16 protein-coding genes are annotated in these 16,894 nt (G+C 58.6%); 10 read left to right on the top strand and 6 right to left on the bottom strand.

From position 1 onward, the window contains the following. Window positions 1-132 precede the first annotated feature (132 nt). Window positions 133-663 (top strand): DUF3122 domain-containing protein, encoded by a 531-nt coding sequence (locus tag IQ273_RS09910; RefSeq protein WP_228052709.1) that lies wholly within the window; start codon window positions 133-135, stop codon window positions 661-663. Between the two features lie 114 nt (window positions 664-777). Here IQ273_RS09910 and IQ273_RS09915 read toward each other — a convergent pair whose 3' ends face one another. Both IQ273_RS09915 and IQ273_RS09920 read right to left on the bottom strand, forming a co-directional pair. After that, complete coding sequence (locus IQ273_RS09915; protein WP_194023008.1) at window positions 778-1,620, bottom strand: sulfite exporter TauE/SafE family protein; 843 nt, start codon at window positions 1,618-1,620, stop codon at window positions 778-780. Then, the gene (locus tag IQ273_RS09920) at window positions 1,620-1,793 is read right to left on the bottom strand and encodes a hypothetical protein (protein ID WP_194023009.1); all 174 of its coding nucleotides are present in this window, start codon (window positions 1,791-1,793) and stop codon (window positions 1,620-1,622) included. Before IQ273_RS09920 ends, IQ273_RS09915 begins: the two co-directional genes overlap by 1 nt. A 243-nt stretch (window positions 1,794-2,036) precedes the next feature. Here IQ273_RS09920 and IQ273_RS09925 point away from each other — a divergent pair, with 243 nt between their 5' ends. From IQ273_RS09925 to IQ273_RS09935, 3 genes are all read left to right on the top strand, one after another. After that, window positions 2,037-2,438, top strand: coding sequence for a helix-turn-helix transcriptional regulator (locus tag IQ273_RS09925; RefSeq protein WP_278000545.1), 402 nt, complete (start codon window positions 2,037-2,039; stop codon window positions 2,436-2,438). Between the two features lie 610 nt (window positions 2,439-3,048). Further along, complete coding sequence (locus IQ273_RS09930; protein ID WP_313898066.1) at window positions 3,049-4,557, top strand: biotin/lipoyl-binding protein; 1,509 nt, start codon at window positions 3,049-3,051, stop codon at window positions 4,555-4,557. After that, window positions 4,554-7,772: an efflux RND transporter permease subunit gene (locus IQ273_RS09935; protein WP_194023011.1), complete on the top strand. Its 3,219-nt coding sequence runs from the start codon at window positions 4,554-4,556 to the stop codon at window positions 7,770-7,772. The genes IQ273_RS09930 and IQ273_RS09935 overlap by 4 nt, the downstream gene beginning before the upstream one ends. Before the next feature lie 68 nt (window positions 7,773-7,840). Here the strand turns inward: IQ273_RS09935 and IQ273_RS09940 are convergent, their stop codons facing one another. Further along, on the bottom strand, window positions 7,841-8,623 hold the full coding sequence (locus tag IQ273_RS09940; RefSeq protein ID WP_194023012.1) for a FecR family protein: 783 nt from the start codon (window positions 8,621-8,623) through the stop codon (window positions 7,841-7,843). A gap of 184 nt (window positions 8,624-8,807) precedes the next feature. On the opposite strand from IQ273_RS09940, the gene IQ273_RS09945 reads away from it, so the two are divergent. Continuing rightward, the gene (locus IQ273_RS09945) at window positions 8,808-9,242 is read left to right on the top strand and encodes a hypothetical protein (RefSeq protein WP_194023013.1); all 435 of its coding nucleotides are present in this window, start codon (window positions 8,808-8,810) and stop codon (window positions 9,240-9,242) included. Window positions 9,243-9,253: 11 nt separating this feature from the next. Beyond that, a complete protein-coding gene (locus IQ273_RS09950; RefSeq protein ID WP_194023014.1) occupies window positions 9,254-10,078 on the top strand; it encodes a TlyA family RNA methyltransferase in 825 nt (274 codons plus the stop codon). A gap of 43 nt (window positions 10,079-10,121) precedes the next feature. Here IQ273_RS09950 and IQ273_RS34720 read toward each other — a convergent pair whose 3' ends face one another. Next, window positions 10,122-10,535 carry an ACT domain-containing protein gene (locus tag IQ273_RS34720; RefSeq protein ID WP_194023015.1) on the bottom strand — a complete coding sequence of 138 codons (414 nt, stop codon included), beginning with the start codon at window positions 10,533-10,535 and terminating at the stop codon, window positions 10,122-10,124. Window positions 10,536-10,630: 95 nt separating this feature from the next. Continuing rightward, on the bottom strand, window positions 10,631-12,103 hold the full coding sequence (locus tag IQ273_RS09960; protein ID WP_194023016.1) for a PLP-dependent aminotransferase family protein: 1,473 nt from the start codon (window positions 12,101-12,103) through the stop codon (window positions 10,631-10,633). Window positions 12,104-12,462: 359 nt separating this feature from the next. Here IQ273_RS09960 and IQ273_RS09965 point away from each other — a divergent pair, with 359 nt between their 5' ends. The 3 genes from IQ273_RS09965 (at window position 12,463) to IQ273_RS09975 (ending at window position 14,360) form a co-directional block, all read left to right on the top strand. Beyond that, complete coding sequence (locus IQ273_RS09965) at window positions 12,463-12,759, top strand: hypothetical protein (RefSeq protein WP_194023017.1); 297 nt, start codon at window positions 12,463-12,465, stop codon at window positions 12,757-12,759. Between the two features lie 156 nt (window positions 12,760-12,915). Then, the gene (locus IQ273_RS09970; RefSeq protein ID WP_194023018.1) at window positions 12,916-13,743 is read left to right on the top strand and encodes a YdcF family protein; all 828 of its coding nucleotides are present in this window, start codon (window positions 12,916-12,918) and stop codon (window positions 13,741-13,743) included. 71 nt (window positions 13,744-13,814) lie between these two features. Next, entirely contained in the window at window positions 13,815-14,360 is a 546-nt protein-coding gene (locus IQ273_RS09975; protein ID WP_194023019.1) for a GNAT family N-acetyltransferase, read from the top strand. Window positions 14,361-14,411: 51 nt separating this feature from the next. Here the strand turns inward: IQ273_RS09975 and IQ273_RS09980 are convergent, their stop codons facing one another. Beyond that, complete coding sequence (locus IQ273_RS09980; protein WP_194023020.1) at window positions 14,412-15,707, bottom strand: TetR/AcrR family transcriptional regulator; 1,296 nt, start codon at window positions 15,705-15,707, stop codon at window positions 14,412-14,414. A gap of 189 nt (window positions 15,708-15,896) precedes the next feature. On the opposite strand from IQ273_RS09980, the gene IQ273_RS09985 reads away from it, so the two are divergent. Beyond that, window positions 15,897-16,742: a fatty acid desaturase gene (locus IQ273_RS09985; protein ID WP_278000546.1), complete on the top strand. Its 846-nt coding sequence runs from the start codon at window positions 15,897-15,899 to the stop codon at window positions 16,740-16,742. The last annotated feature ends 152 nt before the right edge of the window (window positions 16,743-16,894 follow it).

Raw genomic sequence — 16,894 nt, forward strand, 5'->3', positions numbered from 1 at the left:
ACTTTGCTCGACAAAGGCGGTAAAGACTTCTCCTAGCATCGGGTTACCTCCCGCTACTAACCAGGACACCTCAACCCTAGCGCCTTTATTTTTCTACCCCACAGATTTAACACCTAGACAAGAATCGCACTCATGACCAATCACATGCGCAGAATTCTGTCTCTGCTAACCGCTACGGCGCTGCTAGGCGTTTGTATCCTGGGTCTTGTTCTTCAAGCGGCCCCAGCCCTAGCGGCGATTCGGCAGCTGGAAGAAGCCCCCGGCCAGTTCGTCTACCAATCGCGCCAGACCATCTTTGACCAGCATGGCGATCGCTGGCAGGTGATTGCCTTCAACCGCATCCGCCCCGATGGCCACACCAGCTTTGATCTGCGGCTGGTCGGGTTTCCAGGCAAAGGTGAAATCGATCGCGATCGCCCCCTGACGCTGATTAGCTCCTTAAAGCAGACTTGGACGGCCCGCGATGCGTCGAGCCAGATTTTCACCGATGCCTCAGCGCCCGAACCCAATGTGGGGCAGTATGACCTACAGCCGATGGTGGCCCAACTGCCCACCGCAATCCCAATGCAACTCGTTCTGCCGATACGGGGGCAGGATGACGCTGTGCTATCGCTTTCCCCGGCTCTAATTCAGGAGTGGAAAACCGTGGCCGCCTATGACTAATTTGCGGGGTTGCTGAACACAGGTATGAATCAAAAATTCAACGTCTCTCGTCGGGGCAAACGGCCGTTTGTCCCGACCCAGGTTTAATGATGATTCTCTATATATACGGTCATTTTATCGCGATCGCGACTCAACTCCCTGGGCAACGGCATCTCCCGAGGGCCGAGAAAGCTGCAAACTCTGACGATTTTGAACTAAGACAAAGGTGGCCACGGCCAGCAAAAAGACCCCAAAGATTGTTTGCAACCGCTGAGCCGGAACATACCGAGCCAAATAGGCCCCAGGGATAGTTCCCAGGCTCGCCACAAAGATAAACGAGACCATCAGATGCCAGTCCAGATCAACATGCCCCCAATAGCCGAGGAACCCCGTCACTGAGTTAGCAATGATGATCAGCAGAGAGGTGCCGATCGCCTGTTTCATCGGTAATTTGGCCAACAGCACTAGGGCTGGCACGATCGCAAAGCCGCCCCCCACTCCCACCAATCCGGTCAATAGACCAACGCCCAGTCCTTCACTCAGCAGCCAGAGCCAGCAGTATTGACAGACGGGTTTTGGATACAGGGCTAAGGGGTTTTCAGGCTGAGTCGGTCGAGCGCTGCGGTAAATCATAAAGCCAGCGGCCAGCAGCATGACCACGGCAAACAGCAGCATTTGAAAGGTTTCTGAAACCACGGGCAGCGTGGCAATCTTGGCTCCGGCAAAGGTTCCCACCATGGTAGCCGAACCAAAGACCAGAGCCGTTTTCAAATTCACGTTGCCAGCTCGCCAGTGGGGAATTAACCCTAGCAGGCTGACGGTACCGACAATGACCAGGGTCATGGCGATCGCAGGCTTCGGCGACACCCCCATGACGTACACCAATACCGGCAGCGCCAGCACAGAGCCTCCACCGCCCATCAGCCCCAAACTAAGGCCAATACCCGCCGCAAACACCAGGCCAACAATCCACTGCATCAGGCCTGGCCCCGCTGGTTAGCGGGCAAGCTGGCCAGCGCTATATCTAGTAGGCCAGTATCAGTCGGCTCCGCAGACATCAGCCTGCCCCCAACCCACCTTAGCTCCCTGCTGAACGGGCGATCGCGCTCCACAAACTCCAGCCTTGGGGCAACTAACTGGCGAAACAACATAGCAATAATCCTTGCAGCGAAGGGATGCAAACAGAGTGACGGAGTCGTCAAATTTCACCATACTACTATATGGCAATACAATAAACTTAAGTCGACGCCAAAATTGTCTTTAACCCCGCTGTTTCTTCCCACATTGCCTGCCAGCTATGGGCGCTATTCGACGAAGGGGAGCCGCAAAGGCAGCTTTCCCTACTGAAGGGTAATATGGTGAAATATGGTTCAATGCGTTCCTGGGTCTAGTTTATGCCGCAAAAATCCACAGCTCCAGCATCAGCCGAATCGTCGGCAGATTGCGGCATGTCGCAGCTCTCACCAGCAGCTCTAAGCTTGATGGCCGACTTTTTTAAGGTTTTGTCTGAGGTCAGCCGCTTGCAGATTGTCTGTTCTCTCAAAACTGGGACCAAAAACGTCACAGACATCATCGAATGCACCGGCCTGGGCCAAGCCAATGTGTCAAAGCATTTGAAAATGCTGACTCAAGCCGGAATCGTCAGCCGCCGCCAAGAAGGGGTCTGCGTTTACTATCAGATTGCAAATCCCTTCATCTTCGAATTATGCGACTTGGTGTGCGATTCACTCTCCATTCAAATCGATTACCAAAGTAAGCAATTTGAAGCATTAGAAAGCATCCGTCAGTCTCGTTAATGCCATTGATTTGTTTGCCGTGGCGGTTCTTTTTCCTCCAGGCGCAATAGCACCCGCTCCTCGCTCCAAAGGGGTTGGGGGCAGGTGCATCTCGAATTTGTAAATTCATCATTCTGATGGCTAGCTAGCCCGTCATGCTCGTGCAGACGGGAATCCACGGCGGACATCTTGCTTCCGAATGGATTCCCACGCAAGTGGGAATGACGTAGATTTACCGCCTAGAGGCCACTGCCCACCAGCCCTGATTTACCGTAGGGTGGGCACTGCCCACCAGCCTCTCGGCTTGCCAACCACCCAATCAGTATCGGCATCGAGGGCCAGCCCGACCCACTACTTGTTGCCTTAGTCGTCGACAAGCGACCAGGGCACACTCACCCTTCAGCTGACTACAAGCAGGGCAAGTTAGCCCTAGCCTGAATGCTGCGGCCCAAACTTCCCCCATGTAACGGATGTTGAAAGCCGCACAATTTGCTCACCCTGGAAAGTAATTCCTTCGTCAACCCCGCTCGCCTCTCTATCTCCATCTACCGACATCATGCCTTCCCCAGACATAGACCGATCAGAAACTCGCCCAGAAAGCGCTGTTTCTTCTGGCTCAGCGCCTACCTCTGTGGCAGAACCTTCTCCTGCTTCAGACCCTAGAGCAGCCGAGGACAGCGTAGACGAAACCTCTGGCTCCAAGCTGAAAAACTACTGGTGGCTGATTCCGGTGCTGGGGCTGGTCGTTGCCGTCGGCGGGGTGACCTATGTGCGCCTGCAAGACGATGCCCCCCCTGCTGTGACCGAGACGGCTGCCCTCTCGGTGCGGGCGGTGGCGGCAGAACGAAACCCCATTCGCGCCTGGGTGTCGAGCGAAGGCAACGTGCGGGCGGTGGACTATCAGCACCTCACGTTCGAAACCGCAGGGGATGTCACCTATCTAGCCAACCGCGATGGTCGACGACTGAGGGAGGGCGATCGCGTGCGTGCAGGCGAACTGCTGGCCCGCATTGATGACCGAGAACTGGTGGCAGATGTGGAACAGGCGCAGGCGACCGTGGCCGAAGCCCGACAGCAGCGGGCGGCAGCGGTAGCTCAAGTAGCCCAGGCCCAGGCCCAGGTGGCCCAGGCCCGCGCCCAGGTGCAAGAAGCCCAGGCCCAGGCCCAGACGGCCCAGTCGGCCCGCAACCTGGCTGCCACCAACGTGGAACGCTACCGCATCCTGGCCAATCAGGGAGCGATTTCCCAGCTAGAGTTTGACCAGCGGCAAAACACCCTGAACGATGCCCAGGCCCAGGTGGCCTCGGCCCAGGCGGGGGTAGCCTCGGCCCAGCAGCAGGTGGTTTCGGCCCAGACCCAGGTGACGGCAGCCCAGCAGCAGGTAGAGGCTCAACAGTCTGGCATTACCACCGCCCAGGCCCGCCTCTCCCAGGCTCAGGTGGCGCTAGAAGGGGCCAGCATCTACGCCCCTTTCGACGGCATCGTCGCCTACCTCAACTATGGCGTGGGCGAATACTTCACGCCGCAGGCAGTCACCTCGCAGCTGGGCGGCGACTACCAGGGCATTCTGGAACGCATTCCCATGGTGGTGATTGACCCGGCCCAGTACGAAGTGCGGGTAGACCTGGCCGGGCCGACTGGAGAACAGGTAGACGTTGGCCAGCAGTCCCTGGTTGCATCTGAAACCGATGTCGGCTTCACCCGCTCCGACACCATGGATAGCCAGGCTCTGATCGCCAATGCCCGCGCCAGAGGGGAAGTCTTTGCTGTCAATCCGGCAATTAGTCCGGGGGGGCGATCGATCGAAGCCCGCATTCGACTGAACCCGACGACGACCTCAGACCTGCGCCACGGCGAACAGGTTTTGACCTGGATTGCGGTCGCCGAAAACCCCAGTGCCGTCGTGGTTCCCCTCGATGCCGTGGTGCGGCGCGACCAGGTGCCCTACGTATTTGTAGTTGACCCAGAGTCGGGCGTGGTCGAGCAGCGGCAGGTGGAGCTAGGGATTACCGGCATTACCCAGCAGGCGATCGCCAGCGGGGTGACAGCGGGCGAACCCGTGGTGGTCGCCGGGCAAAATCGCCTGGTAGATGGGGCCGCCGTTCAGATCGTGGATGCTGAGGCTGAGGCCGAATCATGAGCCAGCTTCAGGAAGATCGCCGCGTGCAGCAGAATGGGGCTAGCAATGGCGATCGCCCCCCAAGCGCCCCCCAGCCAGCGCCCCGATGGGCGCGGTTCTTTATTCTCAACACGATTTTTGCCATTCTGCTGACGCTGCTGATGGTGGTGGGTGGCGTGCTGGGCTACGTTTCTATGACCAAGCAGTCGAACCCCGACATCGACATTGCCGTGGCCAACGTCACCACCACCTGGGGCGGAGCCGACCCCCAGACCATCGAGCAGCAGGTGACCAGCGAAATCGAGACCGAGATCACCACGGTCGAAAACGTCAGCGAAATCCAGAGCGCCTCCTACACGGGCTTTTCGGTAATCAACGTGGAGTTTACCTCCCAGGCCGACCCCGACCAGGCCGTGCAAGAGCTGCGCCAGGCGGTGGCCCAGGCCGAGCCAGAGCTGCCGACGGATGCCGACCAGCCGGTGGTGGAGCAGGTGTCGCTCAACGATGCGCCCATTCTCACTCTGGCCCTGTTTGGCGAAATCGACTCGACGGTGATTTCCCAGGCTGCCGAGGGCATTCAAGACCGCCTGGAGCAGGTGGCCGGTGTCAGCGAGGTGAATTTGGGGGGTGCCCGCGAAGAGGTGATCAGCGTGCAGATGGACCCCTTTCGGCTGGCGGCGCTGGGCGTTTCGCCGACCACGGTGGCCAACCAGATTCGCAGCGCCAACCAGGACGTGCCCCTGGCCGACATTGAGAGCGACGTGATTGGGTCCCAGGTGCGCTTTTATGGGCGGTTTCGCAGCCTGGGAGATCTGCGCGAACTGCCGATTACTCGCCTAGAAGGGCGCGTGGTGCGGCTAGAAGAGGTGGCCACCATCTCGCAAGAGCTGGAGCAGGAGGAGACCCGCGCTTTCATCAGCACCGAGGGAGAACCCTACGAGCCGGTGGTCAGCGTCGGGATTAAGAAAGTGCCGGGCCAAGACTCGATTGAGGTGATCGATCGCGTGCTGGCCACCGTCGATCAAATTCAGCAGAACCCCAGCGAATGGCCCAGCGGCATGGAGTACAGCGTCATCGCCAACGAAGCCGACATCATTTGGGAGCAGCTGGGCAACTTGTTTGTCAACGCCTTGCAGGCGATGGCCGCCGTGTTTGTGATCCTATTTATTGCGCTGTCGTGGCGGGAAGCGCTGATTGCCGGGCTGTCGATTCCGCTCACCTTTTTGGGGGCGATGGCGATTTTGTGGCTGACCGGGCAGACCCTCAACAACATGGTGCTGATCGGCATGGTGCTGGCCCTGGGGATTCTCGTAGACGTGTTCATCTTGATGATGGAGGGGATGCACGAGTTTATCTTTGCGCAGGGTTTACCGTTTAACCAGGCCGCCCTCAAAACCGTCAAAACCTACGCTCCGCCCGCCTTTGCCGGGCAGCTCACCACCATTTTTGCCCTGTTTCCGTTGCTGGCGATTAGCGGCACCCTGGGCAAATTCATTCAGCTGCTGCCCTACACGGCCATTATTTGTCTGGTGCTGAGTTTTGCGATCGCCATCCTGATCGACATTCCCCTCTCTCGCTATCTGCTGGCCAATGTCAAAGGGGTCGAGAAAAAGTCGCGCGTCGATCGCCTCAGCGAAACCGCCTCCCGCCGCTGGATGCAGTGGAGCCTGCGGCACACCATTCGCAGCCACAAAACGGCCTGGGCCTGGGTGCTGGGCACGGTGGCGCTATTTTTCGTGGTCATGTCTGCCTTCAGCCAGATCGATGTCGAGTTTTTCCCGGAGGGCGACCAGCGCAACTTTAGCGTCAATGTAGACCTGTCGCCGACCACCACCCTGGCCACCTCCCAGCTGGTGGCCGACGACCTGGGCGATATTTTGCAGCAAAAAGACTACCTCGACAGCGTCATCAAGTACGTGGGGCAGCGCAGCAATCTAGTCGCCTCTGGGGAGTTGCAGCCCAGCGAGGGCAGCTACCTGGTGGGGTTCTCCGGCACCTTTAGGCCCGAAGACGAACGCGACCAGCTCTCCTTTGAATATTTAGACGGCCTGCGGGATGAGCTGGATGCCGCCGTGAACCGGTATCCCGGTGCGACTCTGGTGCTCAACGCCCAGCAGGCCGCCCAAAGCGGCGACCCCATTCAGATCGAAATTACCGGCAGCGACCTAAACCAGCTGCGGGAAATCTCTGCAACAGTGCAGAGTACGCTGCGCCAGGTTCCCGGTGCGATCGACGTGCGCGACAACCTGGGCGAGCTACAGGAAGACCTGCGGCTGGTACCCAAGCGGGAGGAGCTGTCGTTTTACGATCTCAGCGAAGACGAACTGGCCGCCCAAGCCCAGTACTACACGCGGGCTATCGACGTCGGCGATTATGCCCTGGGCGGCAACCAGGACGATTTAGAGATTCGCCTCAGCACCGCCTGGCCCTCCCGCGCCGGTCGGGTGGGTGGCCCGACTCGCCGCGATGAACTGCTCTCGGCCCGGTTCTTTACCAACAACCCCAATGAAGCGGTGGTCTCGGCTGGGGCTGTGGTGAATGCTGTGCAGGCCGAGGCCCCCCTCTCCATTACTCGACGGGGCGGGCAGCGCACCGCCACCGTGCTTGCCAAAAACGTAAACCGCACCGTCGGCGACATTTTGGCCGACCTAGAACCCCGCCTGCAAGAGCTGCAGCAGACCTGGCCCCAGGGCTACAGCTACAGCTTCGGCGGCGAGACCGAAGACCAGGCCGAAACCTTTGGCTCTGCCGGGCAAGCCCTGGGGTTGGCGGTGTTTTTGGTGTTTGCCGTGCTGGTGCTACAGCTGGGGTCGTTTCGGCAGCCCTTCATCATTTTGCTGGCGATTCCCTTTGCCCTGATTGGCACGGTCGGCGGCTTCTTTCTGGCCGACATCGCGTTTTCGTTCACGGCCTTTATCGGCATCATTGCCTTAGTCGGTATCGTTGTGAATGATGCGATCGTCATGGTGGACACTATGAACGCCTATCAACAGGACGGGATGCAGGTTAAACAGGCCGCCGCCAGAGGAGTGGCCGATCGCCTGCGCCCGGTTCTCACCACCAGTGTCACCACCATCATCGGCCTGATTCCCCTGGCCCTGAGCGATCCCACCTGGATGCCCCTGTGTAGCGCGATTATTTTTGGCCTGGTGGCCGCAACGCTGAGTGCGCTCGTGGTTGTTCCTTGCCTATACCTGCTCTTCACGCCAAGCACCCAAGCAAAGGTAAGCCGGTAGACCGATAACGGATTTAGCCAAACTGCTCCAGCTTCGATCAATTACTGCCCCTATCAATCGCAGGTTGGCTATTGCAGTTCGTCTACCGTGGCTTCGAGCGCAGGTCGCGTCGGCAATGGTTGGTTAAACCCATTGATCAGCGGGCTTTCTTCCAATCGTTCTAGGGCTGTAGCGCGATCGAGGGGCTGCACCTGCTGTCGTAGCGACGCTATGTTTTGCTCACCTGGCGGTACCAGCAGCTGCTCACCGCTGGTCAACACTACCTCCTCGCCACCTTCCACCAATTGAAAGGCGACCTCACCTTCCCACGAAAAGATTTCCACAGGCGCACTGGGGTCATCGGCAATGTTGACAAAGACCGTAGTGCCGCGAATGCCTGCGATTCCGGCTGGGGTGACAATCTCTACGGGTTCGGCCAAAGCCCCTTCTACCCAGGTAATCATTTGTCCGGCATTGAGCTGGAGCTGGTTGGGTTGCAGGGTGAGTGCGGCGTTGCCACCAATGCGAAATACGGCTCCGGTGACAAGGCCTACTTCAGCTAGGGCTTCGTCTTCGGTGCGAATTTGATCGCCGTAGGCCATGGTCTGGTTGAGCTGGGCGGGCTGAGGCGAACCCAGATTGAGGGTGACCCAGACCGGGTTGGCAACAATAGCTTGAATGGTGGCGATCGCGGTTGGTAGCGCTTCGCCGTCGGCGCTAGATTCGCTGGCCTGGCTTGTTGCAGAGGGTGGGTTTGGGGGCGCTGGTGTCGGTCGGCAGCCAGCCATGACCACACCACCAACTATTAGCAGGGTAATGGCCAAAGACCGATCCCTAAAGGCTGCGGCAAGTCTGCCTGAGACATAGTGCATAGTGAGGATGGATCTAAGCAACAGTGGATTGAATGCACCTTAGAGTCTTCAGCCTAACCTCAAGGCTTTCCGGCAAAGTGTAGGAACTGCGCGGCGGTGATATGGTCTTGTTAATGGCCTTGGGGTCAAGACTTCAGGCCCAGTGTTTTTGGTTTATGTATTGACCTATTGGAGAGCAAACCCTGTGGAATTGGCAATTTGGCTATCGGTGGTGCTAGCCATTCTAGGTTTTGGCATGGGGGTAATGGTGTGGGCCTACCGCCGTCCTTTGGGCAATAGCGCTTTATTTCCTGCCCCAGTGACCGATCTGTCTACGCCGATTAGCGACGACGCCCGAGCCCAGTTTGAAGCGGGCTGCACTGCCTTTGCCCAGGGCCGCTACCCCGCCGCCATTGACCAGTTCACCGCTGTGATGGTGGCCGAGCCCGACTGCGCCGAGGCGTTTCACAACGGCGGTTTGGCCTACGCCAATATGGGCACCGATGGACAAGCGGTGCAGGCGTTGCTCAAGGCCAGCGACTTGTACGATCGCCAGAGCACTAAAGCCGGACTCGATCTGGTCAAACAACAGCTCGAACAAATTGCTGGACGTCGGGGCCTCAGCCCTCGCGCTACCTAAGGGAGGTAGGGATGGCTAAACAGCGTCTAGATGCTCTGCTGGTCGAGCGAGGGCTGTGCGAATCGCGGCAGCAGGCCCAGCGGTTAATTCGAGCTGGGGAAGTGCAGGTCAACCACGCTGTCGTAGATAAACCGGGTACGGCTTTTGCGGCAGACGTGGAACTGCTGGTGAAGGCGCGATCGCCCTATGTCTCACGCGGCGGCGAAAAGCTGGCCAAAGCCCTAAGTGAGTTCCCCATCGATCCTAAAGGACGGATTGCGCTGGATGGCGGCATTTCGACCGGCGGCTTTACCGACTGCCTGCTGCAAGCTGGAGCCGAGCAGATCTACGGCATCGATGTCGGCTACGGCCAGGTGGCCTGGGCGCTGCGCCAAGACCCCCGCGTGGTGCTGCGCGAGCGCACCAACCTGCGCCACCTCACCCCCGATCAGCTCTATGGAGAAACCGATTGCCGCCCTGATCTGGGCGTGATGGATGTGTCGTTTATTTCGTTAACTAAGGTATTGCCTGCTTTTTGGGCGCTGCTGGTGCCGCCGCGCGAGGTAGTGCTGCTGGTGAAGCCGCAATTTGAGGTAGGGCGCGATCGCGTCGGCAAAAAAGGCGTCGTGCGCGACCCGGTCGATCAGGCGGGTGCGATCGCCAGCGTTCTAGACGCAGCCCAAAGCCTGGGCTGGGCCTACCGGGGCCTGACCTGGTCGCCGCTGCTGGGGCCAGCGGGTAATATTGAATACCTGCTATGGATGACTCAGACCGACGAAAGGGAACCGGCCCCGACTCCTGGGCTGGATGCACTGAAGACCCTCGCAGCTACGGCCCGCCTTAGCTTAGAAGGTTAGCAACAGCGCGATCGCCGTCCCGTGACCTCAACCCTGCATCCTGTTAACCAATGTCGCTGTGTTCTTGAGCAAGCTCTTGCAGCAGGGCCATAGCCGCCTCGGATTGGGCAATGGGCACAAACAGGTGGTCGTGGTAGAACGCCGAAACGGGGTTAACGCTGATGCCGTGGCTGGCGAGTCGGGTGGCGATCGCCGCCAAAAACCCCACTGCCTCCAGGCTGGAATGCACGGTTAGAGTAATCATGGCAAAAACGGCAGAGTAGGGCAAATTTGCGGCTTCTGCCTGGGAACGCGGCAAAATTAGCGTTAGCCCTTCGGCTTCTTTAAATAGTCCAATCGGGTCGAGCGTACAGCCCTCGCTAGCGAGCTGAGGCGTACTGCAAAAAACATACTCACCCTCATGGAGACTGGGCTGCATGGTTGCTAGCAGGCTTTTGAGGCTTGTCTCTCCAGTCACGGTTCTTCTCACTTTAAATCGCTAAGCAGGCTGTCAATGCTGCCCTCTGGCTTGCTGCGCCGGGCCGCAGAGGCTACGGCATTTTTAAGCAACCGCTATCGATCGTCGCGCAGAAAATTTTCGGCCAGCTGCCGTTTGGTCAACAGGCCCAGGGTTTGAATCGCCTGCTCGACGTTCTCTGACCAGGGCACCGCTGTATTGAGCCGAAAGCAGTTGCTATAGCAATGGCCCGAGGCCGAGAACATGACGCCGGGGGCGATCGCGATCCCCATTGCCAGGGCCTCTTTATACAGCCGCATCGAGTCAAACCCCTCCGGCATTTCGAGCCACAGCACATGGCCGCCCGTGGGTCGGGTAATGCAGGTTTCGGCGGGGAAGTAGTCGCGAACGGCCTGCTGCATGCGCAGCAGTTGCTCATGGTAGGTGCGACGCAGCTGGCGCAGGTGGCGATCGTAGCCACCGTTAGCCAAAAAGGCCATTACCGTGAGCTGAGGGGCGATCGCTGTGTTTTGGTTAATAATTGACTTCATGCGGGCAATTTCGGCGTGGTAGCGGCCCCCATTGCACCAGCCCACCCGCAGCCCCGGCGACAGCGTTTTGCTCACCGAAGAGCAATAGAGAACCCGGTTTTCGGTATCAAACGCTTTAATCGCCTTGGGGCGAGTGCCCTCAAAGTAAATATCGCCGTAGACATCGTCTTCAATCAGGGGCGTGTCGAACTGGTTGAGCAGCTCGACTAGCTGCTTTTTCTTGCGGTCATCCATACAGCTGCCCAGGGGGTTACTAAAGTTCGACACCAGCAGCACCGCCTTGACCTCGCCCGTTTGAAGTGCTTCTTCTAGGTGGGGCAGGCTAATGCCGTCACGGGGATGGGTCGGCAGGGTCAGCGCCTTTAGCCTCAGACATTTCAGCGCTTCTAGCATGGCAAAGTAGGTGGGCGACTCGACCACCACCGTGTCGCCAGGCTGAGTGAGGGCCTGCAAACAAAAATAAATCGCCTCATTGGCCCCGTTGGTAATCACCATCTGTTCGGGGTGCACCGAGCAGCCAGCGTCGAGCATGCGCTTAGCCAACTCGGCCCGTAGGTCTGGCACCCCTAAAGGTGTGCCATAGGAGTGCGCTAGATGGGCGTTGTCGCGCAGCACCTTGCCCATCAGCCGGTTGAGCTGAGTCAGCGGCAGCATCTCTAGCGCGGGCAGCGCAGCCCCCAGCTGAATCAACCCCGGATCGCGCATCAGGCTCACCACTTCAAAGGCGAGGGAAATATCAATGTCGGTAGCCTGGCGTGGGGGGGCGGTGGCGGCTGGCTCCTGAGGCAGCTGGAGATTGGTTTGTTTGACGTAGTAACCCGACTGGGGCCGCACCACCACCATGCCCCGGTCTTCGAGCAAGCGGTAGGCTTCCATCACCGTGGAAGTGCTGACCGAGAGCTGCGCCCGCAGCTTGCGCACCGACGGCAGGCGATCGCCCGGCTTCAGCGTGCCGTGGGTAATCAGCTGCTGCAGGCGATCGGCCACCTGCTCGTAGAGAACCTGGTCAGGAGCAAGGGCGACGGGGGAGAGGGCCATAGGAGTGAGTAGGTAGGGGGAGAGATGAGGAGTTGGGATATACGGATAGCGGAGTCAGGAGTACGGACCTTGAGCGGAGTCGAAAGGCGGCGGACCTTGAGCGGAGTCGAAAGGCGGCGGACCTTGAGCGGAGTCGAAAGGCGGCGGCAGGCAAGTGCCTGCGAATGCTTAAATCTTGGGTGCGGCAGGAACAGTTTTGGGGAGAAGCGACCGGAACAGTTTCAGAAACTCAAACTGTTACCAACACAATTTACGCTAACTGCCTCTGTTCGGCTAGGGGCAGATCGAAGAAACTTCAACTACGCCGAATCGATTCGTGCTGTTCCCAAGGCCTTCGCCGTTTTTAAGAGGACAGCTTTATGAAACCCAACAGCTTATACGCTCAACTTGAACTGATTCCAGAACCGCTAGAACGCTCTGGTCGATCCGACTATGCCATTGGCCGGGTTTGGGCAATGGCGAAGGCGCGCTTTCGCCCCATGGCAAGCCGCCTACTGGCTTACCTATGTGGCTCCAACGGCTTGAGTGTGACCGTTAAGCGAGACCGCCAGGGCCAAACCGCGTTTGTGGTCTACGACCCAGTCAGCCAGCAGCGCCATACCTTTAGCTCTGAACAGGAGCTGCGGGTGTGGACCGACCAGCGCTACTACCAGTAGACTGCGGCTCCTGGGTTTGCGGTGACTACATAGATCTGTAAACTTTGCTTGACCAAACGGGCTAGATGCTGACTTGGCAGCGCAAATGAGTAGGCTGGATCTGAAAAATTCTAAATTTTTTAGGTCTATCCTTCTCTCATTGCCTAGGACGCCACCATGCTAGAGCTACTCCGGAGTGTATTGGGTCAGCACTGGCCGAAATTAACCTGGAAACTGTATTACTGGTTTATGGACCCCAAAAAAGTAACTCTGACGCTGCTGGTCATCGCCGCAGTAGCCATGATTGCTAGTAAGCCTAAGTATCGGCGGCGGATGGTCTCGGCTTGTCTAGCCCTGATGGCTGCCTACTTGTTTCTGCTATCCCCGCTATTTTCGATGCCCGCGACGGCCCTGTTGTCGAGCTTTGTGCCCGCCGATACGGGCGAGGCTGCCGATGCCGTGGTGGTGCTGGCGCGTACTGGCCGCATTCAGGGCGATCGCTACGGTCAAGCTCTAGATATGGTGGCCAATGGGCGATCGTCCAACCTCTTGATTATGGGCCGTGCCCAGGGGGCCGAGGTGCTCAAAGCCATTGATGACGATGAGCGCAACCTGTCGCCCAATTTGATCAGTGCCGTCTGTGTCAGAACCACTAAGCAAGAAGCCGAATCAGCCGCTGCCGCCCTAGGGTCTAGGGGGCTCAAGAAAATTGTGTTAATTACCGATACACCGCACATGCTGCGGGCTTGGCTCACCTTCAAAGGACTGGGGTTCACGGTGATGCCCCACGTTGAGCCCTTGCCTGCTGATGTAGGCTACCGGGAGCGATCGCTGCTCGCCATTCGTGAGTACCTGGGTCTGGCGAGCTATGCAGGGTTGGGCCGATTTCGGGGGCAGTCGCCCAATACTCTGCCCGAGGTGGCCAAAGCCGTGGCCGACGATTTTCCCGCCGACCGCTGCTTTATGACCGCTGACCAAATTCGACAACAGTTTATGTTGAGTTGAGCATTTTTTTAAGAGGGTATAGCCCGATGTGGTCAGGCGGTAACAGTCTTTAGAGGAAATTTGCTGCCCTAATGCAAGTCGACGTAACCACCTGGTATCTCGAAATGCTCGACCCAGCCCAGCTGCGGCCCAAGCTGATCGAGCATCCTGACCTGGAGATTCGCCAGGCCAAGGTACCCTGTCCAGAATTCAGCCGCTTTCTCTACGCCAGTGTGGGCGGTCAGTGGTACTGGTGCGATCGCCTCTCCTGGAGCCGCGATCGCTGGCTCGCCTACCTCGATCGCCCCCAGGTTGAAACCTGGGTCGCCTACATCGCGGGCACCCCAGCGGGCTATATCGAGCTAGAAGCCCAGCCCGGTGGCGCAGTAGAAGTCACCTGCTTTGGCCTGCTGCCCCAGTTTATCGGTCAGGGGCTTGGTGGTCACCTGCTGACGGTGGGCGTGCAGCGGGCCTGGCAGCGGGCAAGCCACCGCGTTTGGGTCCACACCTGTAGTCTTGATGGCCCCTTTGCCTACAAAAACTACGAGTCGCGCGGCTTCACCCTCTACGACACCAACATTGCGATCGAAGCACTACCCGATCAGCCCCCTGGCCCCTGGCCCGGCAGTCATGCCTAGCCCTACGGAACGTCGATCGCGATCGCCGTTCTCCGGCGATATTAAGGGCCTCTAGTCTTCGTCGATCGCTGTTGTCTCCGTCGGCTGGCTGAGTTTGCCCGCCGCTGCACCCGATTGCTGATCGAGCCTGAGGGCCTGAGCTAACGCCGATCGTGCCTGGGCTTTTTGCACCAGTGGGTCCAACTGCTCTGTCGAGAGCCCGCTCAGCAGGCTTAAATCTTGGCGACTCAATCCCCTGAGCAGCATCTCCACGCACCAGGTCGCGCGGGCTTGATCAACGCTCAGCGGTTCACCTGTGGGCGACGCAATGTCGGCGGTGACCTCTGCCCACAGCTGACGCACCCGGTACGGGGTCATGGGTTGTTCGTCTGGTCCTAGAAATAGAGCAGCAGACTGATCACTGCGACTCTTGAGCCAGCGAGTCAGGGGATTTTTGCTGTAAGTGCCGTAGCGCTTGCCCATAATCCACTGGTTGAGGGGCACCTGGCGGTGCTGGTGGCCAACCAGCAAAATATGTTGGCTGCTGTCATAGAGAGCACTGGCCCGAGTTAAGAACGGCACCTCCGATGCCGCCACCCCAGCCCCCAACAGCACGTAGATCAAGGCATAGGGCTGGCTACCTGCCTTACGAGCCGCCTGCATAATCTGATGCACGATCGGGGCAGGCAAATCTACCCAGGCTTCTAGGTTGGAGTTGGCGGTGTCTGGGCTGGTTTGGTTTGGGGCCAAATCGCCTGTAGCAGGCTGGGCCTGCGAGCCCAGCAGCCAGCTGACCAAACTATCGATAAATGCGGCTCGACTAGGCCAGAGACCGTAGGGGGCTGTACCCCCATCAGCCGCGCCGTCGGTGGTGCCGTTAATAGCGGTGTAACCGAGCAGCAGCGCCATCACTAACCCTGCCACCTCCTCGGGGGGCAAGCCGGGACGACCCAAAAGCGCCTCCAGGTATTCAGTCATAAAGTCGCGAATGGTCCGTAGCCCTCGCCCCATAGCCTGGCTATTGTCGGCAGAAAATTGCCCCGCTTCGCCAATCACCGCTCGCACCAGTTCTGAAAGCTGGTCGAGGGTGTCTAAGCACTGGGCCAAAAACTCCCGCAAAGCCTGGTCAACCGGAGCTTGCCCCACCACAGCCAAATCAATCGGGTGATGAGACACAACCTCGGCCTCGGTCATCACCGCTGCAAGCAAGCCATGCTTGCTACCAAACTGGCGAAACAGCGTGACCTCATTCACCCCGGCCAGGTCGGCCACCTGGCGCGTGGTCGTAGCTCCGACCCCCTGGCTGGAAAAGAGCTGAAAAGCTGCGTCTACGAGCCGCTGCCGAGCTGATTTGTGCTGAGCTGCCATGGCAAAAAGAAAGTATCACTTGCATTTTATCAGACTTGTCTGCTAAGGTTGAAATGTAAGTAGCACTTGCAGGTTATCCCGGTTAGGCCAATGGCTAACCCTGGGGCAGTGCAAGGGGCTTACAGCGTCGCCTGGCCAGGTTGCCGATTTAACCCTACAAGAACTGAAGGACTTGCCATGACAACAGCAATGAAACAACCCCCACAAAAGTCAGGGATCGCCGATCTCGATTGGACGCTGGTGGGCTTTTTAGGCGTTATGCATGGCGCAGCCCTGCTAGCCCCCTGGTTCTTTTCGTGGTCAGCCCTGGGGGTAATGGTAGCTTTGCACTGGCTATTTGGCAGCATTGGTATTTGCCTGGGGTATCACCGACTGCTGACTCACCGCAGCTTTCAGGTACCGCGCTGGCTAGAGTATGTTTTCGCCACCATCGGCGCAATGGCGCTCCAGGGTGGGCCAATCTTTTGGGTCGCAGGGCACCGCCAGCACCACCTCTATACCGAAGATGCCGAAAAAGACCCCTACGCCGCCAGTCGCGGGTTTTGGTGGAGCCACATGCTGTGGATGATTTACCGCAACCCGGCAGTGTTTAATGGCCAAATCTATCGGCGCTATGCCCCCGATATTGCCCGCGACCCCTACTACCGCTGGCTCGATCGCTATTTTCTATTTTTGCAAATACCGGTTGCGATCGCGCTCTTTGCCCTGGGCGGCTGGTCCTTCGTCATCTACGGTGGCTTCTTGAGAATCGTCACCCTATGGCACTCCACCTGGCTGATTAACTCGGCAACCCACATGTGGGGCAAGCGCCGCTTTCACGTCGAAGATAGCTCCGGCAACCTGTGGTGGACAGCACTGCTGACCTACGGCGAAGGCTGGCACAATAACCACCATGCCTACCCCAACGTGGCCCCCGCAGGCTGGCGCTGGTGGGAAGTCGATGTCACCTGGTACGCCATCTGGGCCTTAGAGAAGCTGGGTCTGGCCCGGCGCGTGGTACGCCCCCCAGCTGAGGCCATGGTTCAGGCGCGGTAGTCGCGGTTTCTGGCATAGTTTCTCTTCCTAACCCCGCAAATCGCTCGATTTGCGGGGTTAGCTGCTGGTAGCGGATTGAAAAATAAAGCTTTTGCTGGACATGCGAGGTAGTCAGCTGAGTGACAAGGCTGTCTGTGCCCAGTGAGATTGGG

Origin of the sequence: Nodosilinea sp. LEGE 07298, assembly GCF_015207265.1 — a bacterium.
Lineage (GTDB): Bacteria > Cyanobacteriota > Cyanobacteriia > Phormidesmidales > Phormidesmidaceae > Nodosilinea.